This is a genomic window from Paenibacillus thermotolerans (genome assembly GCF_028745515.1).
GTDB lineage: Bacteria > Bacillota > Bacilli > Paenibacillales > YIM-B00363 > Paenibacillus_AE > Paenibacillus_AE thermotolerans.
On the sequence record NZ_JAQZSG010000040.1, the window covers coordinates 1 to 20666 of the forward strand.

The following is a 20666-nucleotide window of genomic DNA, read 5'->3' on the forward strand; positions in this document are numbered from 1 at the left end:
TTCTTATCTAGCATTTTCTGTCCACTTTAGTTTAGCAGTTACAGGCGCCTATGGCAGGCGCGATATTTGGTACGTTGGTGGGTAAATCATTAAAAGGATAATCCGCAAATACTAAACGGGGCTTTGTGTTAATATCAAAGAAGAATTAACTGTTATATGTCGAATGTATTCTATATTGAAGGACAATCTGCTTATGTCTGGGAGGTTTGAAATGAAGGTCAAACGAATCGTCGCCAATATAAATACGAAGGATATCACGGCAGCTAAATGCTTCTACCAGGATGTGCTCGGCCTTGATTTAATGATGGATCATGGTTGGATCAGAACTTATGGTTTAAACGAGGAGATGAACATTCAAATTAGTTTCGCCTCACAGGGTGGCTCAGAAACGCCTACGCCTGATCTATCGATTGAAGTCGATGATGTCGATGCTACATTAGAAAGCATGAAGAGAGCTGGATTTCCGATAGAATATGGGCCTGTTGATGAACCTTGGGGCGTTCGACGATTCTATGTCCGCGACCCGTTTGGTAAGCTTATCAACATTCTTGCTCATGAACGTTGATACACTAACGACCACTCGCAAAGGGACGCTGGTTTGTTCAACTAACCGAGTACGTTAGTTCAGTTCTTTTAACCGCCCTGAATCGTAAAAAAAGAAAAACCCCTTTTTGAGGGATTATCAGTAGATATGAAGATGTCTTACTTTTTAACATCATCTGAAGAAGAACCATCCACGTATAGCTCCCCATCATTCGTCTCCCAATAACTACCGGCACCAAAGAACTCTCTACATTGACTAGTTAATGACTGCAAAACATTAACGAGCCCATTGATATCACAGGTATGGATCGTATCTTTGAACTCTCGGCCTTCCTCTGTAACGTGAAAAACATGTATCTCTAGGCAGCCATCCCATCGCGCATTAACATCAAATTGTTTGTCAGCACTTTCAAGTTCCAGCGCCGCCGTGCCGCCATCCTCGCGTTTATGTAAGGACTTTATATTCCACTCCATGCAGTTCTTATCCTCCGTTCTGTATGTTTCTTATCTTATATTTCCCTGGACTGCATCAATTAAGTCCTGTCCTTTAGCTGCGTTAACGGGGCAGGATTGTGCAGATGACGGAACTTTACCGATTTGATGAGCGTCTTAACTTATAGGGCTTGAGATGAAGAGATGAACCGTTTGGAGGAGAATAATATTGAATCGAGTGATATCTCTATTATTTTGTGCAATCAGTGTCCTTGCGATATCTGCGTGCTCAAACAACAACCTCAAAGCCGACACGCCGGAGAACACTGCGTGGTTGCTAAAGCAAGCGATCGGAAATAAAGACATTGAATTGGTGGATTCTTATTTTACTGAGTCGAGAAAAGGCGCAATATCAGAAGAAGAACTCGGGGAATTGTCGCGATTGGTCACGGCGGGTTCTGAAACGAGGAACTACGGCTTCATCCAGTTCGAGACCGGAGAAATGTTGCTACTCGATTTAGTCAAAGTTAAGGACTCTTATAAGATCCAAGACGTTATTAGAGTGCCTGAAGAAATGAAGAATCTTTTTCAAGCTAGGTAGCGACACAACTAAACGGGGACAAGAGCTCAAGGTAAGGAGAGGTGAAACAGTGGATACCTCAACTGTTTTGTGTCGGCAAGGTAGTATTGAGGATTTTGATCGATTACATTGGTCCTGGAATAAACCTTCAACAACAAAAGATATTTTCATGAACAGAATCGAACATGATGTACAAGAAATATGGGTAGCAGAATATAAGAATATGCTCATTGGAGAATTGCATTTGATTTGGATATCAGAAGATAAGGACGAGGCAAACGGGATTAATAGAGCGTATTTATTTTCATACAGGGTTCACCCTGATTATCAGGGAAAAGGTATAGGAAGTCGCTTAATGAAGAAAGTCCTGCACAGGATATTAGAAAAAGGATTCAATGAAGTAACAATTGGTGTAGAGCAAGCAGAGAAACAATTAGTCCAAATGTATAATGCTTGGGGTTTTTGTAACTTTATAAAAACAAAAGTAATTGACCATCACGGTTTCGATTCACAAGGGAATCCGAAAAAGATTCCTCCATACAATTTATATCTAAAATCGCTAAGCTAACGGATAACGTTAGTTCAATAACCAAGCATTAACCTACCAACACATAAGGTTCTGTTTGTTATAATTGAAAATCAACAACGAACCTTAACAGAACCAAAGAAAAAGGCGCGGGCCGGCATAACGGTCCCGCGCCTTCCTCTTCTTAAACTTCATTTGCCCAACGTCCGGCACGGAAAATCGGGACGGTCTCCCCTTCCGCGGTGACGCCGTCAATGTCCAAATCTTCGGAGCCGATCATAAAATCGACATGGGTTGCGCTGAAATTGACGCCATGTCCCGCAAGCTCTTCCCTCGACATCGCGCCGCCGCCCTCAAGACAGAACGGGAATCCGTTGCCGAAAGCCAAGTGGCACGAGGCGTTCTCGTCGAACAGCGTATTGTAAAACACTTTGCCCATGCGAGCCAGCGGGGAATCGGACGGCACAAGCGCGATCTCGCCCAGAAACCTTCCGCCCTCGTCCGTATCCAATAAACCGAGCAGCGCTTCTTCCCCCGCCGTTGCGGACGCTTCCACGATTTTGCCGTTCTCGAAGCGCATCTGTATGCCTTCGATCAGCGAGCCGTTATAGTTCAGCGGCAGCGTACTCCGCACCGTGCCGTTGACGCTTCCCTTCAAAGGGCTCGTAAACACTTCCTCCGTCGGAATGTTCGGCACGAACGGCAATCCTTGTCCGTTGACCGTATTCGCGCCGCTGATCCAAACGTGCTTCTCCGGCAGCTCCAGCTCCAGATCGCATGTTTTGCTGGCGTACTTCAGCTTGCGGAACCGCATCTTATTCATGTAATCCTGCCGCTTCCGCAGCTGCTCCAGGTGAAGCCTCCACGTTCCAACCGGATCGTCTCCGTCCGCTCGGGCGATGCGCAGCACCAAACTCCACAGCTCCTCCAGCGCACGTTCGTCGGGAAGCTCCGGGAACATGCGGGACGCCCATGCTTTCGTAGGGATCGCCGCAATGACCCAGTTTTGCTTCATCGTAGAAATATTGCTTCTTCGAAATTCAATCGTAGCGAGCGATTCCGCCCTCTTCACCGCGTTCACCCGCTCGGCGTCGATCCCCGCATACAAGTCCATATTCGGGCAAAACGGCTGAATATATGCTGCGCCTTTCGAGGCTGTGTTCTCGAACCAATCCACCTTCCATTTCGGATAAGCGGTAAGCTCCTCCAGCTTGGCATGCTCCATCGTCAGACGTCCGATTTCCGGATCGAACCAATTAACGTCGACGTAGCTCGCACCCGCCTTGTAGGCTTGTTGAACGATGCGCCGAATGAAATCGGCCGCTTCGACGGAAGCGGTAAACATCTCCGAGCCGGCGCCGATCAACACCGGCTGGCCGGGCTGCACGTTCGCACCCACCTTGACGATAAGCTCCGCGTATTGGTCCAAATACTTCTCATGTACCGGCAACGTTATCTCTCCTCATTATGATCTTGATCATCGCGCCGCTTTTGGGGGCGTGGTGCGCCGGGCAGACGCCCGGCGCGCAGCAGCGCCTCCCGCAGCACGTATTCGATATGCGCGTTCACGCTTCGGAATTCGTCGGCCGCCCACCGCTCCAATGCATCGTATATGGCAGCGTCAATGCGCAACGGGTATTGCTTTTTTCCAGGCATTGTCACGCCTGCTTCCTAGTATAGACTTCCGGCGTTGATGATGGGGCTGGCGGAGCGGTCGGATACGATCGCCACCATCAAATTGTTTGCCATGGCAGCCTTGCGCTCGTGGTCCAGCACGATCCCGCTCTCCTTCTCGAGCTGATCGATCGCCATCTTCACCATGCCGACCGCGCCTTCGACAATTTGCTGTCTGGCCGCTACGATGGCGGATGCTTGCTGGCGCTGCAGCATCGCTCCTGCAATTTCCGTGGAATAAGCCAGATGCGTAAGCCGCGCTTCCAGAACGTCGACGCCGGCTACGGCAAGACGGGTTTGCAGCTCCCGAGCGAGTTCCGCGGATACTTCGTCCGAATTGCCGCGTAAAGAATAGCCTTCGTCGTTGAAATTGTCGTACGGGTATTTGCTGGCTACATGGCGGAGCGCCGTCTCGCTCTGAATCTCGACAAACTGCTCGTATTTGTCGACGTCGAACGTCGCCTTAGCCGTATCGATTACTTTAAAAACGATCACCGCCGCTATTTCCACCGGATTCCCTTCCACGTCGTTGACCTTCAGCTGCGAGCTGTTGAAGTTGCGGACGCGAAGCGAAACTTTCTTGCGGACGGAAAAAGGAACGACCATCCACAAACCGTCGTCGCGCACCGTACCTTTATATTGCCCGAAGAACGTTAATACCGCGGCTTGATTCGGCTGGATTACCGTAATGGACGATATCATGATGAAGGCGATTACTATGGCGATCATGCCGACGGGCTCCAGCCCCGGCAACGACGCGATCACAAACACTCCCGCCGCTGCAAGAATCAATACGATCAGGATCGCAAGATAGCCGTTTAGCTTCCAAGCGCCGTACTCTTTCATTCCGATCTCCTCCTGATTTCTATGTGATACTTAAATGATATCACTATTTCCACCATATGTAAACAAAAGAGCTGAGGATTTGAACCAAATCCCCAGCCCTTTTTTCTATATTTTATCCAGCCGCTCATACAGCAGCTCCCGCTCCGCATCCAGCAAGCTTCTTTCGGCATGCATCGCCGTCAGCTTCGCGGTGTCCCGCTCCAGCAGCATCGCCTCGTCGAGAACGGCGATTTTCCGCTCCAACGCCGCAATGTCCGCTTCGAGCCGTTCCGGCGACTTGACCGGCTTGGCCGGCACCTGCACCGCATCCTTCATGCGCCCGGCCTCTTCCCGCATTGGTTTGCGTCCCACGGCTTCGTCTCTCTTCGCTCCTGCATTCGTCCGGGTCATCTGCTCTTCGCGCTTCCTTTTGGCATCGTTATAATTGCCTTCATAGCGAGTCAGCCGGCCGCCTTCGAGCCAATACGTTACAGGAAACAGCTTGTTCAGGAAATACCGGTCGTGCGAAACGCATATGACGGTCCCCGGGAATTCCTTCAGCGTATCCTCCAGCGCCTCGCGAGCGTCGATATCGAGATGGTTCGTCGGCTCGTCAAGCACCAGCACGTTCATGTCCTGATGCATGAGCTGGGCCAGCTTCAGCCGCATTCGCTCGCCGCCGCTTAGGGCTTTCACTTTGCGGAAGACGGAGGCTCCGTAGAACAAAAATTTAGCCAGGAGGTGGCGCGCCTCCCCTTCTTCGACCATCACTTTGTCGCGGAACTCGTCGATGATCGTCCGTTCGCCGTCCGGAAACAGATCGTGCTGCGCCAAATAACCGATTTTCACGTTGCTGCCTATCTTCACCGTGCCTGTATCGGGCGGCAGGCCTTCCGTAATCATGCGAAGCAGCGTCGATTTGCCGCTGCCGTTCTCGCCGACGATCGCTACGGATTCCCGGTATCGCACCAGCAGATCGATGTTCGTGTACAACCGCTTTCGTTCGCCTTGTTTGCCGGTTTCGCCATGTTCGCTGCATTCACCGGGATCTTGCACTTCACAGCCGCCGAACGATTTGCCGACGCCTTCCATCACGACGACGTCCTTCCCGCTCCGGTCGCCCGTCTCGAATGTCAGTCCCATCTTTTTGCGCTCGATGACCGGTTTATCCAGCCTCTCGATTCGGTCCAGTGCCTTCTGCATGGCCGCCGCCCGCTTGAACATCTTCGGGTTGTCGGCTTGTGCCGCCCATATGCGAAGCCGTTTGATCGCTTCCTCCATCTTCTTGATCTTTTTCTGCTGCTCCTGGTACGCCGTAAATTCCGCCAGCAAGCGGCGCTCCTTTTCTTCTACGAAGTAGGAATAATTGCCGTGATAAACATCGACGGCGCCTCCTTCGAGGTCGTAAATTTTGTTCGCGACGCGGTCCAGGAAAAAGCGGTCGTGCGACACGATCAGAACGCTGCCTTTGTAATCCTGGAGGTAATTCTCCAGCCACTCCACCGCGTGCAGGTCGAGATGGTTCGTCGGCTCGTCGAGCAGCAGCAGGTCCGGTCCGAGCAGCAATATCCGGCCTAAGCACACCTTCGTCCGCTCGCCTCCGCTAAGAGAAGCGAACGTCTGATTGAGCAGGCTTGCGATCCCGAGTCCGTCGGCTACCCGGGCAAGACTCGCGTCCATCTCGTAGCCGCCTTTCGCCTCGAAGGCGTCCTGCAGGCTGCCGTATTCCTTCAACGCCTTCTCCATCGATTTCGCGTCGGCATCGCTTGCCATGTCGCGCTCCAGCTGCGCCATCCGCTCCTTCATCCGCAGCAGCTCCTCGAACGCTTCCAGCAGCACTTCGTTCACCGCAGCTTTCGGGCCGAAGTCCGGAATTTGCGCCAGCAGCGATACGTTGCTCCCTTTCTTGTAATGGATCGCTCCCGCATCCGGCGGCTCCAAGCCGGCGAGCAGCTTCAGCACCGTCGTTTTGCCGCAGCCGTTCGGCCCGACCATGCCGATCCGGTCCCCTTCGTGGATTTCCAGCGATATATCTCGAAACACGGGCGTTCCGCCCCACATTTTGCTTATGTTATCAGCCGCACACAACAACATTTATATTCACTCATTTCTTATTTATTTGAAATATATGGATATTCGCGAACGCAAAAAAGCCGCAGGCAAAGGATGCAACCTTTCACCCGCGGCTTGAGTTCATTCAGCCTATAGCGAATCGATCCGTCTGTTCGGCGGCAAACTGATGCCGCTTGTGACGGAACACTCTTAAAGGGTCAAAATGTTGCAGTCTCCGATTTGGGACACACTGATCCCGTTACCGGCCGTACGGAATACAATCGTAGCGTTACGCACCCAAGTTTGGGATCCATAGCTACGCGCGGAAACTTGCAACATTTTGACACCTCCTTATCGTTCGTCAGATTGTAAAACCTTTTCCAATATATCACATGGAAAAGGCCGCTTGCAATACATTATATGCCGCAGGCCGGCTTCCTGCCCGTGCAACGAAACTTTTCTTCCGCTGCAACCTGCGCACCGCCAAACTAGCTACCCCGAACGGAACTTTGTTCCGTTGCACTCCGCCGCAACGCATGACCGACCGCCTCGAACGGAACTTTATTCCGCTGCAGCCCCGCACACCGCCAAACTAGTTACCTCGAACGGAACTTTGTTCCGTTTCACTCTGCCGCGCCGCATGACCGACCCCCTCGAACGGAACTTTATTCCGCTGCAACCCTCACCCCGCCAAACATGCTACTTCCAACGGAACTTTGTTCCGTTGCACTCCGCCGCGCCGCATGACCGACCCCCTCGAACGGAGTTTTATTCCGCTGCAGCCTCGAATTCCGCCAAACTAGCTACTTCGGACGGAACTTTGTTCCGTTGTACTGCGCCGCGCCGCATGACCGACCGCCTCGAACGGAACTTTATTCCGCTGCACCAAGCTGCCCCGCCACACGGCATTATCGTTTCACTCCGGTTCGTCATAGAGCAGCAAGCCGCAGGAAGGGCAATATTTGTCGGATTCCGCGACCTTTTCACCGCATCCGGGGCAAGGCTCGCCGGCGAAAGGTCCGGGCCCTCCGGGCTGGACCGGCCCCAGTCCTGGACCTACCTGTCCCATCTGTCCCACCTGTCCCATCTGTCCCGCCTGCCCCAGCGCTGGCCCCGGCACCGCATCCGCCTTTGCCGCGCCGCCTTCAACCCGCCTAAGTAATGCGTTCAGCTTATTCTCCAGCTCCATGAGCCGCTTCGTCGACTCCGAATCGTCGATCGCCCATCGGATGATCCAATAGAGCAGAATGAGGAATATAAACATAAAGATCAATAATAACCACACCGCCGCATCCCCCCGTCACTTCATACTACCTATATTTGTATGGACGGACGGACCGTACGATTCGTTCCCCGCAATCACGGCCCACACAAAAAAAACGCGGGAAACGGATTACCTCCGCCCCGCGCACCAAGCAATTCCTATAGCGTAAACTTGCCGATCAGCTTCTCCAGCTCCTCCACCATAGAGCCGAGCGATTCCACCGCAGCCGTAAACTCTTCCATCGCCGCCATCTGCTCCTGAGCCGTCGAAGCCACGTTCTGCGCGTTTGCGTCCGTGCCTGCCGCAATATTGCGAAGCTGATCCACCGTTGCCGTAACCTCCTCGGTGCCGGCGGACATTTGCTCCGTCGCCGCAGAAATTTCCTGCACCTGCTCGCTGATCGATTTCACGCCGGCAATAATTTGCCCGAACGTTTCCCCCGCGCTGTGCACAATGGACGTGCCTTTGACGACCTCGGCCGTTCCGGACTGCATCCTTCTCTCCGCTTCCTCGGCATCCTCCAATATCCAGCCGATAATATCGGCCACTTGCTTCGCGGACGCGTTCGTCTGCTCCGCCAGCTTCTTCACTTCGCCCGCGACTACCGCAAAGCCCCGTCCGTGCTCGCCCGCCCGCGCGGCTTCGATGGCGGCGTTCAGCGCAAGCAAATCCGTTTGCTTGCTGATCTCGGTAATCGCGCTAATAATTTTGCCGATTTCCTGGGAACGGCCATTCAGCCTGCGAATTACGATTCCGGCTTCTCCGACGGAATCTTGAATCGCATCCATCTGCTCGAATACTTGTGCGATCGCTTCGTTCCCCAACCCGGACTTGACGGCGATCTCCGCGGACGCATCCGCCGCCGCCGATGACGACTCCGCAATCCGCCCGATGCCTTCCGCCATCTCGTTCATCGCTCTGGCCGCTTCCTCCGCGCCGTTCAGCTGAGTCGCGGCGCCGGAGGACACCTCTTGAACCGTTTCCGCGACGAATTGGGAAGCGTTGCGCGTCTCGTCGGCTCCCGCCGAAAGCTCCCTCGATGCGGAAGCGGCATGCTGCGTAAGCTCGGAAACCTTCTCAAGCGTCCCCTTGACCATCGAAACGGCATAATTAAAGTGACGGGCCATCACCGCAAACTCGTCTTCGCCTTTCATCTGAATCGTATGCGTGAAATCGCCTTTAGCCATGTACTCCGCCAGCACGTTGACACGCCGCACGCGTCCGACAATATATCGGCTATATAAGAATACGACTACAATAAGCAGTACGATTCCAATGCCGCCCATCATCGTTGTCCTCTGCATAAGCCGTATCAAAGGCGCGCCCAATTCCTTATCGGGAATGACGGCCATCAGCACCCAGTTTGTCGTTGCGACCCGTTCGTAAAATACGTTGTTCAACCCTTGCGAATCTTCAAAAGATGAGGCTCCTTCCGGTTCGGACGTCACAAGCTTGCCTAAAGCGGCGAGCGAGGCGTTGGAGTCCTCGGTTATGTAAGACTTCATTACCTTCTCTTGCTCGGGTACGGCGAGATATAATCCTTTTTCATCCGTCATCATGGCCCAGCCGGTTTCGCCGACCTCGGACCCGGTAACGATCTCCTGAACCGTGGATAAGTTCAAATCAGCGGTAACGACCGCGATAAAGTTATGGCCCGCGTCAAAGATCGGCACTGCCGTCGTAACCATTGTTTCCTTCGTGACCGGATCGTAATAAGCTTCCGAATGGGCCATGCTCACCTTGCCTTTCTCCAGCATGGTGTACCACGATTGATTCGGATAGTCGTAGCTCGGATCGTTGTACTCTTCCGTAGCCTTGATCGCCCCTTTGTCTTTGTATACATAGAGCGAGGCGTATTTTTGACCGGGACGATACCGGTTCGGCTCAAAAAAGATGCCCAATCCGTAAGTATCGCCGTTCGATTCAATGAGCTTCGACATCATTTGTTTATACTCATCCATCGTAAATTGCTCCGCCTTCCCTTGCAGGACGGCTCCAAAGCTGTCGACGGTCTGATCGTGCTCCTTCAAATGCTCTTCGATTTCGTAGTTCATCTCTCCGAGCAGCCGCTTCATGCCGACCTCCGTCTGTTCGACGATGATCTCTCTTGCGCTGCTGAAAGCGAGCCCTTGAAGCGCTATTAATATGCAGGCTACTACCGGAATAATAATCATCAACGTCTTCGCCCTTACACTTTTCAATCGAAAGACCGACCGCAATACGGCAATCCCTTTTTTCATGCTGCCTGACCCCCTGTTTGTGTTCAGCTTTCTGTCACCTACTCAATTCTTCCTAAATCGGCTAAATCCTTCGACCTAATTCGATATGATGCGACATATTTCGCGCGCTTCAATTTTGTTCGCAACCCACCCCTTTCGCCGAAGCAGCTCATACATTGATATATGAAGGGATTGGAGGAGAGCGCATGCCGAAATACCGCATTATCGTCGATTTATCGGACCGGAAGCTGCATTTGCTTGAGGGAAATACGGTGAGAAAAACATATCCCGTCGGGATCGGCACGCTGGCAGCCGCCACTCCGCACGGGAGCTTTACGATTCGGAACAAAGCGCCGAACCCCGGGGGGCCGTACGGCAGCTATTGGCTCGGGCTTTCCAAGCCTCACTACGGAATTCACGGAACGAACGACCCTTCCTCGATCGGGAAGAGGGTTTCCCACGGCTGCATCCGCATGTACAACCGCGATGTCGTGGAGCTGGCGAAGCTCGTTCCGATCGGCACCCCCGTCCAAATACGCCCATAAAAAAACGCCGCATCAAGCGGCGTTCTCTTCTCTGTCTTCTTAAGCGTCGAGCGAGGCCAAAGCCTTCTGAATACGAGTCGTATTCATCCCGAGTATCTTATAGTCGCCGATGACCGTAACCGGCAGCGACATCATGTTCATCTCTTGCAGCTCTTCGAAATAAGCTTCGTTCTCGTCGACATTGCGCTCCTCGAAGGAGATGTTGTTCTCGGTCAAGTAGCCTTTCAATTGTTTGCAGTACGTGCACGTCGTACTTGTATATACGATCGCTTGCGCCATTCGTCCCACTCCTGTCTCTTATTTATTATAATTATATTTTAATTAGAATTGTTCTAAAAAACAACCCTAAATTTGCTCCAGCAGCGGGCTAAGCCCATCCCAATAATATACATATAACCGGTGCAGGGCTCGCGTCATCGCTACATAAAGCAGCTTTACGTCTTCGGGACGACCGGCGTCATAAAGCCGGGCCGACGGATTGATCAGGATGACCGTGTCGAATTCCATGCCTTTGCTCAAGTAAATCGGAACGACGCTCACTCCGCCCTCGTACTTCGTATCCCTGCCTGCAATGAGGCGAGCCTCCACGCCCGCCTTACTCAGCTGCTTATGCACCTCTCGGCATCGTCCGACGGTTTTGTCGATGACGGCGATATTCGGCATTCCGGCTTCCTGCAGCTCGCGAATCGCCGCGGCTAGCCCGGAGATCGCATCGCCCTCCGAAGCGAAACGCGCAAGCATCGGCTCTTCTCCGTGTCTGAGCACCGGCTCCGCCAGCGTGACGTGCGGGTTGTTCCAATGCGACAGCACTCCGTTCGCCGCCGTCATAATTTCCACAGTAGAGCGGTAGCTTTTCTTCAGCCGTTCCACCGAAACCGCCGTTTCGAATACGCCCTCCCGCAAATCGTCCCAATTCGTAAGGCCGCGGTACGGGTAGATCGATTGCGCCAAATCGCCGAGAATCGTCATAGAGCCTCCGCTTGACAAATGGCGCAGGGCAAACAGCTGAAACGGCGCGAAATCCTGCGCCTCGTCCACAATGATATGGCTGTAGGCGCGCGTTTTGCCGAGCCCGTAAAACTTGTATGCCAAGTAAAACAGAGGCGCTATATCGTCCCACTCCAGCTCCCTCGGCTTTGAAGCCTTCAGATCGGCGAAATAGGCGGCGATTTCCTCAGCATTATATTGTGCGTATTCTCCTCCGGCATACTTTATGAGCAGCGCGATATTGCTCGGCTTGGACATGATGTTTCGATAAAATGCCGCAATTTCCACACCTTTCAGCTTCTCGGCGTACTCTTGGTATTTGCGGCGGTACTGCTCCGTCACCTCGGCGACCCGCTGCTGCGTTGCCGTATACTGGCCTTGCTTCACGCGAGACTCCAACGTGAAAACCGCTTCCTTCAAGCAATCCTCCGTCCATTGCTTCAGCACGGCAAGCAGTCGTTTGCGGCGCTGCATATAAGGATAATGCTTGAAGTCCTCGTTAAATTTGCGGCGAATTTCCTCATGCGTCAATTTATGCGCTTTGCTGAGCGCCAAATCGGCCTCCGGCACGATTTGCTCCACTCGCTTCTCGATATACCGGTCCAGCAGCTTCTTCATCGCCATCGTTCCCCGCAGCTTGGAGGCGTGGAGAATCGTTTGGGCGGAATGAGCCGAAGCCCCTTCTCCTCCTTGGCTGTCGCGATGCTCTAAAAATAGCGCGGTTTTGGCCGCGTTGTCGAAAAATTTCACTTGCTTCGGCAATGGGATGAAAGGAATCAGGCAGTCCTCCCACGTCGTTTGCACGACGCCTTCGATCCCGAGATCGGGGAGCACGTCCGATATATAGTCTATAAATAAACGGTTCGGCGCGATAATGAGGAAATTGTCGAACGTTCCGCGCTCCCTGTACGAATACGCAAGGAATGCGAGACGGTGCAAGGCGATCGTCGTTTTTCCGCTGCCGGCCGCCCCTTGTACGATCAATGCTTGGCGGGCGTCGGCGCGAAGCACCGCGTTCTGCTCCGCTTGAATCGTCTCGACGATGTCGCGCAGCTTCTGCTCTCCGCGCTGCTCCAGTCTTTCCAGCAGAAGCCGGTTCGTGCCGGAGGCGGATGTCATATCGAAAAACCGGGAGATCTCGTCATCTTCCATCTCGAACTGCCGCTTCCGCTCAATATCGAAGCGAAGATCCAACCCGTGTTTGATTTGAACGGGCACATCTTTGAAGCTATGCTCGTAGTACAGCCCGGCCATCGGCGAACGCCAATCGAGCACGATCGGATTCATCGTCTCCCGTTCATAGAGGCCGAACCTTCCGATGTACGCCTGTTCGGGGTACGGCTGGCCTTGCTCCTGAAAATCCAGCTTGGCGAAATAAGGGCGGGAACGCGACCTTCGAAGCTGCTCCACCTCCTTCGACCGCATAGCGTTGATCGCCATCTCCGTGAAGTCGTCCGTCAGCTTAATCTCGGCTCCGCTTGCGCGCAGCTGCCGCTCGATATGTTTTCTGACATCGGACAGCTGCCGCCGTTCAAGGCCTAGCTCAGCTTCGTAGTCCAAAGCGCTTCCCTCCCAATGTTAAGCATACATGGAAAAACCCCCCTCAAAAGAGAGGGAGGTTAATTATTATACCTGTCCGACAATGTTGTTTCAACCGGTTCATTCAGATGTGTTCATTCGGATGCAAACAGCGTAATTTTTGCGGTCAGCTCTGCCATCATCCGGATGACCTTCAAGGCGATGAAGCCCAGAATAAAGCCGATCGCGCAATAAATCAACGCTTCCTGCATCGGAGCAACGCCGTTCAAGAACAAGTAGTGAAGCACATTACCCTCAAAAATGTTCACATCCAGCGTCTCTTTTAATACGACGTATACGACCGGGGAGGCGATAAACCCGGCGCTGACACATAAGAAAGTGACGGTCACGGTAAAGCTGACGATGCCGACCGGCAGCTTCAGCAACAAAAATACGATGCCCTTATACGTTCTAACGTCACTCAGGCTTTCCGCCAGCTTGGCGAACAACCCGCTTCCATAACGATTGCCTTCGGCTCGTTCGGAAATCGTCTGCCGTTCGCCGAGCACCCAGAGTGCAAGCGATCTTTCAAAGCCGAGCATCGCTCTTGCAGTAAGCAGCACGCCCAGCAGCAGCGGAAGCCCGATAAAAATCGGCATCAGTCCGGCCGATAAGCTGAGTCCGGTAACGACGACAGTGAAATACAGGATGCCTAGCGGAAGCGCAAGCAGCGTGTATAATACGGCGGCCCCTTTGACCGGTCCTTTCCCATGGTCGGCTCTTGCGTATTGTTCATAAACGGATGCGGCATTCGGAGAATATTGCTCCTGCATAAATGTTTACCACCCTTGTAACAAAATTGATACTCCTACTGTAGCTTGATTGGAGAAATCAGGGTAGTGAAGAACGTCATATGACGGAGCATGCGTACGGTCATACGCGCTGTATACCGCCGTCACACGTCTGAGGCAAAGGGAATGTAATGATGTAGGTCGTACCGGAACCGACGGCGCTTTTCACTTCGATTTTTCCGTTCATGTTGTGAATAATATTATACGAAACCATCGTGCCGAGGCCGGTCCCTTTTTCCTTAGTAGAGTAATATGGGGTCCCCAGACGGGCGACCTGAGCGTCGGTCATGCCGATGCCGTTGTCGCTGACGGACAGCCGGAGCTCGCGTTCCTCCACCAGGCTTCGGAATTCCAGAACGCCGCCGCTCGGCATCGCTTCGATCGAATTTTTGCCGAAATTGATGATCGCCTGCCTGAACTTCGAGCGGTTGCCCTCCAATAAAATCGGTTGATCCACGTAATTTCGTATTTCAACGTTCTGATAATTTGCGTAGGAACTAAGAATGCTCGTTATATATTGCAGCTCCGCGCGGACGTCGAAGCGTTCGATTTGGTCGTCGTGTTCGGGCTTGGCAAGCGATAAGTAATCGGAAATGATCGTTTGCGCCCGGTCCAGCTCCTCCATGCAAATATATGAGTATTGCCTTCGCTTTTCCTCCGAAAGCCTCGAGTCCGACAGGAGCTGGATAAAGCCCCTCACCGCGGTGAGCGGATTGCGCACCTCATGCGCCACCGATGCGGCAATATCGCTGACGATCCGAATTTTCTCCGCATTAGCGACCTCCGCCTGCAGCCGCAAATTTTTGGATATCGCTTCAATGATATATACGCAGAAAGCTGTCAATATGCTTTGCATAACGAATAACGGGATGGCATCGAACAGCAGCTGCTGCGCGTAGGCCGCTTTTCCCGTCAATACGAAGTAAGCCAACGACAACAGCCGGATAAGTAAACAAACGAGAACGGAGACGAATATTTTGTCGCGAAACCGTAAAGCGAGGAACTTGTAGGAAATGATGCAAACGATGATAAGCGAAGGCAGGAGCGCGAGGAAATAATAGAGCATTTGAATCCCGCCTTGAAAAGAGCGAAATACAAATAAGCTGACATACAAAAAGATAGTGCCGTAAACTCCTCCGTACAAAGAGCCGACCGTCAGCGGAACCGACCTGAAATCGAATACCGTTCCCTCGGCGTTAATCGGAAACGTCATCGTCAGGAACATCGGCACCGCATAGAGAACAAACCAAGAGAGGATACGGAACCATTTATTTTTGAACATCGTCGTATACTGAAAAAATACAAGCGGAATCAAAATGATAAAGACGTTCAGCAGCAAATCTTTATAGTCCAATAATCTCATCGTACGTATTCCACCATTTTGAAAATTGCTGAAAATTGCTTAAAGCTCATTATATTTCGCCATCGGGCAGTTGACAATCATAATAAAAACGCGCAAAAAGGATCCGTCAAGCGAGTCCTCTGCGGTTAGCGCGCTGCCCTTTAAGCGCCATGCAAACTTTGTTATCGGCAGTCACCCAAATGCGCAACGCTTAATATCAATAACTATCTGGAGACTTAAAGCGAGGTGTACGTATTGGCTGTCGTGAAAGCAAGACAACAAGATATCGATCTGCTGGCCAGGCTGCTGCGGGCGGAAGCGGAAGGCGAAGGCATACAGGGCATGCTGATGGTCGGCAACGTAGGGATTAACCGAATCCGGGCAAACTGCTCGGACTTCAAAGGCTTGCGCACCATACCGCAAATGGTGTATCAGCCGCATGCGTTCGAGGCGACCATTCACAGCTACTTCTACCAGAAAGCCCGCGACAAAGAAAGACGCTTGGCGCGGCGCTCCGTCAACGGCGAAAGATTATGGCCCGCAAAGTACAGCTTATGGTATTTCAAGCCGCCGGGAGACTGCCCTTCCACATGGTACGGCCAGCCGTTCGTAGGAAGATATAAGGGCCACTGCTTTTATCAGCCGACCGGCGAAGAATGCGAGAACGTATATAACATCTATTGACCCTTGGCGGTCGAAGCGGGGATGCGAATCTCCGCTTCTTTTTTTTCGCTTGACAGCCTCAAAATCGGATGATACGATGGTAAGCCCTTCCATAAAAAGCTAGGAGGCGAAAAAGCAAGTGATATCGGTAGAAGGTTTGAGTAAATCCTTCAAAGTGGCGAAACGCGCGGGCGGGCTGCGCGAGTCGGTGAAAGCGCTATTTTACCGGGAATTTACGACGGTGCAAGCGCTCAGCGACATCTCGTTCTCGATCGAGCCCGGGGAAATCGTCGGTTATATCGGTCCGAACGGCGCCGGAAAATCGACGACGATCAAAATTATGAGCGGCATTCTGGTACCCGATCGAGGGAGCTGCAGCATTATGGGCTATACGCCGTGGAAAAGCCGAGTAGCTTACGTAAAGCACATCGGCGTCGTCTTCGGGCAGCGGTCCCAGCTTTGGTGGGACGTGCCGGTCATCGATTCCTTCTCTCTGCTGCGGGATATTTATCACATTCCTGACCGGGAATACAATGACAACGTCGAACTCCTCACCCAGACCCTCGACTTAACGGACATCCTGAACACTCCGGTACGCCAGCTCAGCCTCGGACAGCGCATGCGCTGCGAAATCGCCGCCTCCCTGCTGCACAGCCCAAGCATTTTATTCCTGGACGAACCTACCATCGGGCTCGACGCCGTCTCCAAGATCGCCGTGCGGCAATTCATTAAGACGATCAACAAGGAAAAAGGAGTCACCGTCATCCTTACCACCCACGATATGAACGATATAGAGGCGCTGGCCAGCCGCATCATATTGATCGGCAAAGGAAGCGTGCTGTACGACGGCCGGTTGAACGAGCTGCGTAGCCGCTTCGGTGCGAACAAGACGGTTACCGTAGACTACCTTCCAACGCAAAACCCGCTGCAGGTAAACGGCGCGACGCTGCTCTCGTGGTCGCCCGAGCGGGCGGTGCTTAGCGTGGATACGGGGCAAATCAGCATATCGGACGCGATCGCCGAAATGTCCCGCATCGTGGAAATCAAGGATGTCGCCGTAGAGGCGCAGCCGATCGAGGAAATGATCGTGCAGCTGTATAAGGAGCACCAAATATGAAGCCGTACGTCTCCGTTCTCAAGCTCCGCCTCATCAACGGACTGCAATACCGAGCCGCGGCATTGGCCGGCATTGCGACGCAGTTTTTCTTCGGCTTTATATTCATTATGGTATTCGAGGCGTTCTATAGCAACGCGGTCAGCGAGCCTCCGATCTCGTTAGAGCAGCTTGTTACGTATATGTGGCTGCAGCAGTCGTTTCTGGCCTTCATCGTGCTATGGTTTCGCGACTCTGAAATTTTCGGGATGATCACGAGCGGCAATATCGCTTACGAGCTTTGCAGGCCGACCGGGCTTTACGGCTTCTGGTACGCCAAGCTGATTGCACAGCGGCTGTCGAGCGCGCTGCTGCGAAGCTTTCCGATATTGGTTGTCGCCTTCTTCCTTCCCGAACCGTACCGGCTGAAGCTGCCTCCCGATCCTGTCGCCTTCCTGCTGTTTGCGGCGATTCTTTTTCTCGGGCTTCTGCTGCTTGTAGCGATCTCCATGTTTATTTACATCTCCGTCTTCTACACGATGTCCCCTACCGGCTCGTTATTGATGTTTTCGGTGCTGGGAGATTTTTTGGCGGGATTGATCATTCCGATTCCGCTCATGCCCGAATGGATGCAGCGGATTGCTTACGCGCTGCCGTTTCATTTGACCGCAGATCTTCCGTTTCGCGTATTTTCGGGCCATATTCCGAAGGATGCGGCGCTGGCCGGAATCGGAGAGCAGCTTTTGTGGCTTGCTGCGCTTGTATCGCTCGGCTGCGTCGCGCTGCAGCGGGCGCTGCGTAGAGTCGTGGTTCAAGGAGGGTGATGAACGACCGTGAAACTTTATTTCAAATATTTGCTCATCTTGTTCAAGTCCCAGATGCAGTACCGGACGTCCTTCTGGCTGCTTACGGTCGGGCAGTTTTTTATACCGTTCTCCGTGTTCGCAGGCCTCTATTTCATGTTCGAGCGGTTCGGCGAGCTGAAGGGGTGGACGTTCTACGAGGTCGCTCTTTGTTACGCGGTCATTCATATGGCCTTCTCGGTGAGCGAATGCTTCGCCCGCGGCTTCGACTCCTTCTCTTCGCTGGTCGTTAACGGCGAATTCGACCGGGTGCTCGTCCGCCCGCGGAGCACGATCGTGCAGGTGCTAGGCGCAAGATTCGAGTTTACGAGATTCGGGAGAATGCTGCAAAGCGTCGTGGTGCTGGTTTGGTCGCTGACAGGGCTGTCGGTGGAATGGAACGCGTATAAAATCGTTACGCTCCTTCTCATGATCGCATGCGGCGTCGTCATCTTTGCCGGAATTTACATGCTCGCGGCGACGCTATGCTTTTGGACGATTCAAGGGCTTGAGGTGGCGAACATTTTTACGGACGGCGGCAGAGAGATGGCGCAATACCCGCTCAATATTTATCAACGATGGGTCACCCGCTTCTTCACCTACGTCATTCCGTTCGGCTGCGTCAACTATTTGCCCTTGATGCATATTCTCGGCAAAGCGGAGGGCAGCTCGGCGGCATACATGCTCGCTCCGTTAGCAGGCTTCCTGTTCCTGATCCCCTGCTTGCTCATGTGGCGCTTCGGGGTGCGCCATTACCGTTCGACGGGATCTTGAGGGCAGAGCCTGCCTCCAGGCTAGGCTGCATTCGGATGACTGAATGCTCGCTCTAACGGACTAGGATGCAGTTATTCGGCGTTTTGAATGAAGTTTACAGTTGTAACGGACACCACTGCAGTTATTGCCTCGAAAAAGCAGGGATCAGCGCCAAAAATCGGGATATAACGTCTGTGGTGTCCGTTAACGGTATTAAAGAGGGTAAATTGGCGATATAACGTCTGTGGTGTCCGTTATTCTTTCCGCAGAGCGATCNATAACGTCTGTGGTGTCCGTTAACGGTATTAAAGAGGGTAAATTGGCGATATAACGTCTGTGGTGTCCGTTATTCTTTCCGCAGAGCGATCGTGTCTTTGATCATGGACACGAACTGCTGCTGCTGATCGCCCTCCGCCGAACGCTCGGCGAGCCTCAGCACCTCCTGCATCGAGCCCTTTTTCGCCCAATAGCTGCCGCGCAGCAATTCGGCATATTCGGCCACCGACGCGAGGAAGCTCAAATTTCTTGCCGGCTCTCCTCCGATGCGGAGCGGTTCGCTCCATTCCTCGATCTTGCCGCTGCCCTCATCCTTATAGCGCAGCCGCACTTCTCCGAACGGCATATCGCCCTTCGCCTCTTCCGTCAGCTTCACCTCATAGAGCGCCGTTACCGTATGCCCTGCGCCGACCTCGCCGGCATCGACCTTATCGTTGCGGAAATCCTCATCCGCCACATCCCGGTTTTCATAGCCGAGCAGCCGATATCTGTCTACTTTCTTCGAATCGAATTCCACTTGGATTTTCACGTCGCGGGCGATCGTCTGCAGCGTGCCGGTCAAGTTGTCGACGAACAGCCGACGTGCCTCGGAAAAACCGTCCACATAAGCGTAAACGCCGTCCCCCTGATCCGCCAAGCGCTCAATCATCACATCGTTATAATTGCCCATTCCGACACCGACGGCCGTTAACGTAATGCCCTGCTCCGCATAATCTTCTATCTTCTTTAGAATTCCTTCCGGCGACGTCTCCCCGACATTCGCCACCCCGTCGGAGCACAAAATAACCCGGTTGACCGCATGCTTCGAAAATTGCCGGTCTGCCATATCGTATCCGAGGATCAGACCGTCCTCAGCGTTCGTCGAACCTCGGGGAGACAACGACTCGATTGCGTCAAGCACTTCATCCTTTTGTTCCAGCGAAGAGGGCTCAAGCACGACATGCGCTTCCGTACCGTAAGCGACAATGGCGATCTGGTCGCGCTCCGATAACGAGTCGACCAGAAGCTTCAAGCTTTTCTTGACCAGCTCGAGGCGGTCCTCCCTAGCCATCGACCCCGACGTATCGATCACGAACGTCAAATTTCCGGCTTGCGGTCGCGGTCTTCGATTTGTTTGCCCTTCAGCGCGACACGCACCAGCTTATAGCCGTCTCCGAAAGGAGAATCGCCTCCGTCGACATGAACGGCGAACGCTTTGTTCCCGCGGGGCGGCGCATAATCGATGTCGAAGTAATTGACGAACTCTTCCACCCGCACGGCATCCTCGGGCGGAAGCTCGCCCCGGTTCACATAATTGCGGACGATCGTATACGAGCCCGTATCCACGTCGACCGAGAACGTGGACAGCGGATCCTCCTCCGCCGCGATGAACGGATTCGTCCCCGCATGGTCGAAATACATCCCGTTCGTTCCGCTCGGCCTGCTAGGCGGATACGGCTCGGACGGCGCCCGGTCTTTCGCAACGGATCGGCCCGACTGCTTTGCTGCCGGCTCCTCAGCGGCAGCGCTGTCGGCCGACGCCGCTTCATACCGGTTCCCCGCCGCCGTATCCCCGACTGCTGCGGACTCCACTCCCTCACGGTTCCCCGCCGAACTGCATCCGGCTAACAGCAGGACCGACAGCAACGATAAAAAGACCCCTCTTTTCACACGTTTCGCCCCCTTAGCGATGTTGGAACCT

At 53.3% G+C, this 20666-nt stretch carries 21 protein-coding genes; 8 read left to right on the forward strand and 13 right to left on the reverse strand.

Annotation, left to right across the window (positions count from 1 at the left end; translation table 11 throughout):
* Positions 1 to 211: 211 nt before the first annotated feature.
* On the forward strand, positions 212 to 565 hold the full coding sequence (locus PT964_RS22765) for a VOC family protein (protein ID WP_274365660.1): 354 nt from the start codon (positions 212 to 214) through the stop codon (positions 563 to 565).
* Between the two features lie 137 nt (positions 566 to 702).
* Here PT964_RS22765 and PT964_RS22770 read toward each other — a convergent pair whose 3' ends face one another.
* On the reverse strand, positions 703 to 1017 hold the full coding sequence (locus tag PT964_RS22770) for a hypothetical protein (protein ID WP_274365661.1): 315 nt from the start codon (positions 1015 to 1017) through the stop codon (positions 703 to 705).
* Between the two features lie 187 nt (positions 1018 to 1204).
* Between PT964_RS22770 and PT964_RS22775 the strand changes: the two genes are divergently transcribed.
* Together PT964_RS22775 and PT964_RS22780 are read left to right on the forward strand one after the other, a co-directional pair.
* Positions 1205 to 1576 (forward strand): hypothetical protein, encoded by a 372-nt coding sequence (locus PT964_RS22775; RefSeq protein ID WP_274365662.1) that lies wholly within the window; start codon positions 1205 to 1207, stop codon positions 1574 to 1576.
* Between the two features lie 49 nt (positions 1577 to 1625).
* Complete coding sequence (locus PT964_RS22780) at positions 1626 to 2123, forward strand: GNAT family N-acetyltransferase (protein WP_274365663.1); 498 nt, start codon at positions 1626 to 1628, stop codon at positions 2121 to 2123.
* 142 nt (positions 2124 to 2265) lie between these two features.
* Here the strand turns inward: PT964_RS22780 and PT964_RS22785 are convergent, their stop codons facing one another.
* From PT964_RS22785 to PT964_RS22810, 6 genes are all read right to left on the reverse strand, one after another.
* Positions 2266 to 3531, reverse strand: a complete 1266-nt coding sequence (locus PT964_RS22785; protein WP_274365664.1) for an aminopeptidase — start codon at positions 3529 to 3531, stop codon at positions 2266 to 2268.
* A gap of 2 nt (positions 3532 to 3533) precedes the next feature.
* Positions 3534 to 3737: a type II toxin-antitoxin system antitoxin gene (locus tag PT964_RS22790; protein WP_274365665.1), complete on the reverse strand. Its 204-nt coding sequence runs from the start codon at positions 3735 to 3737 to the stop codon at positions 3534 to 3536.
* 15 nt (positions 3738 to 3752) lie between these two features.
* A complete protein-coding gene (locus PT964_RS22795) occupies positions 3753 to 4601 on the reverse strand; it encodes an SPFH domain-containing protein (protein ID WP_274365666.1) in 849 nt (282 codons plus the stop codon).
* 105 nt (positions 4602 to 4706) lie between these two features.
* Positions 4707 to 6623 (reverse strand): ribosomal protection-like ABC-F family protein, encoded by a 1917-nt coding sequence (gene abc-f, locus PT964_RS22800; RefSeq protein WP_274365667.1) that lies wholly within the window; start codon positions 6621 to 6623, stop codon positions 4707 to 4709.
* Positions 6624 to 7548: 925 nt separating this feature from the next.
* The gene (locus PT964_RS22805) at positions 7549 to 7917 is read right to left on the reverse strand and encodes a zinc ribbon domain-containing protein (protein ID WP_274365668.1); all 369 of its coding nucleotides are present in this window, start codon (positions 7915 to 7917) and stop codon (positions 7549 to 7551) included.
* A 137-nt stretch (positions 7918 to 8054) separates the two neighbouring features.
* Positions 8055 to 10136 carry a methyl-accepting chemotaxis protein gene (locus PT964_RS22810; protein WP_274365669.1) on the reverse strand — a complete coding sequence of 694 codons (2082 nt, stop codon included), beginning with the start codon at positions 10134 to 10136 and terminating at the stop codon, positions 8055 to 8057.
* A 185-nt stretch (positions 10137 to 10321) separates the two neighbouring features.
* On the opposite strand from PT964_RS22810, the gene PT964_RS22815 reads away from it, so the two are divergent.
* Positions 10322 to 10660, forward strand: coding sequence for a L,D-transpeptidase (locus PT964_RS22815; RefSeq protein WP_274365670.1), 339 nt, complete (start codon positions 10322 to 10324; stop codon positions 10658 to 10660).
* Positions 10661 to 10699: 39 nt separating this feature from the next.
* On the opposite strand, the gene PT964_RS22820 is transcribed toward PT964_RS22815, so the two are convergent.
* The 4 genes from PT964_RS22820 to PT964_RS22835 all read right to left on the reverse strand — a co-directional run bounded on the left by PT964_RS22820 (position 10700) and on the right by PT964_RS22835 (position 15379).
* Positions 10700 to 10939, reverse strand: coding sequence for a glutaredoxin family protein (locus PT964_RS22820; protein ID WP_274365671.1), 240 nt, complete (start codon positions 10937 to 10939; stop codon positions 10700 to 10702).
* Between the two features lie 66 nt (positions 10940 to 11005).
* Positions 11006 to 13207 carry a HelD family protein gene (locus PT964_RS22825; protein WP_274365672.1) on the reverse strand — a complete coding sequence of 734 codons (2202 nt, stop codon included), beginning with the start codon at positions 13205 to 13207 and terminating at the stop codon, positions 11006 to 11008.
* Between the two features lie 113 nt (positions 13208 to 13320).
* Positions 13321 to 13998, reverse strand: a complete 678-nt coding sequence (locus PT964_RS22830; RefSeq protein WP_274365673.1) for a sensor domain-containing protein — start codon at positions 13996 to 13998, stop codon at positions 13321 to 13323.
* Positions 13999 to 14098: 100 nt separating this feature from the next.
* Positions 14099 to 15379 carry a sensor histidine kinase gene (locus tag PT964_RS22835; RefSeq protein ID WP_274365674.1) on the reverse strand — a complete coding sequence of 427 codons (1281 nt, stop codon included), beginning with the start codon at positions 15377 to 15379 and terminating at the stop codon, positions 14099 to 14101.
* Positions 15380 to 15613: 234 nt separating this feature from the next.
* Here PT964_RS22835 and PT964_RS22840 point away from each other — a divergent pair, with 234 nt between their 5' ends.
* From PT964_RS22840 to PT964_RS22855, 4 genes are all read left to right on the forward strand, one after another.
* Positions 15614 to 16042: a cell wall hydrolase gene (locus PT964_RS22840; RefSeq protein ID WP_274365695.1), complete on the forward strand. Its 429-nt coding sequence runs from the start codon at positions 15614 to 15616 to the stop codon at positions 16040 to 16042.
* Between the two features lie 118 nt (positions 16043 to 16160).
* Positions 16161 to 17138, forward strand: coding sequence for an ABC transporter ATP-binding protein (locus PT964_RS22845; protein ID WP_274365675.1), 978 nt, complete (start codon positions 16161 to 16163; stop codon positions 17136 to 17138).
* A complete protein-coding gene (locus tag PT964_RS22850; RefSeq protein ID WP_274365676.1) occupies positions 17135 to 17938 on the forward strand; it encodes an ABC transporter permease in 804 nt (267 codons plus the stop codon). Before PT964_RS22845 ends, PT964_RS22850 begins: the two co-directional genes overlap by 4 nt.
* Before the next feature lie 9 nt (positions 17939 to 17947).
* Positions 17948 to 18730 (forward strand): ABC transporter permease, encoded by a 783-nt coding sequence (locus tag PT964_RS22855; protein ID WP_274365677.1) that lies wholly within the window; start codon positions 17948 to 17950, stop codon positions 18728 to 18730.
* Between the two features lie 325 nt (positions 18731 to 19055).
* Here the strand turns inward: PT964_RS22855 and PT964_RS26625 are convergent, their stop codons facing one another.
* Positions 19056 to 20057 (reverse strand): vWA domain-containing protein, encoded by a 1002-nt coding sequence (locus tag PT964_RS26625; RefSeq protein ID WP_274365678.1) that lies wholly within the window; start codon positions 20055 to 20057, stop codon positions 19056 to 19058.
* A gap of 5 nt (positions 20058 to 20062) precedes the next feature.
* Entirely contained in the window at positions 20063 to 20635 is a 573-nt protein-coding gene (locus tag PT964_RS26630; RefSeq protein WP_274365679.1) for a von Willebrand factor type A domain-containing protein, read from the reverse strand.
* Positions 20636 to 20666: the final 31 nt, after the last annotated feature.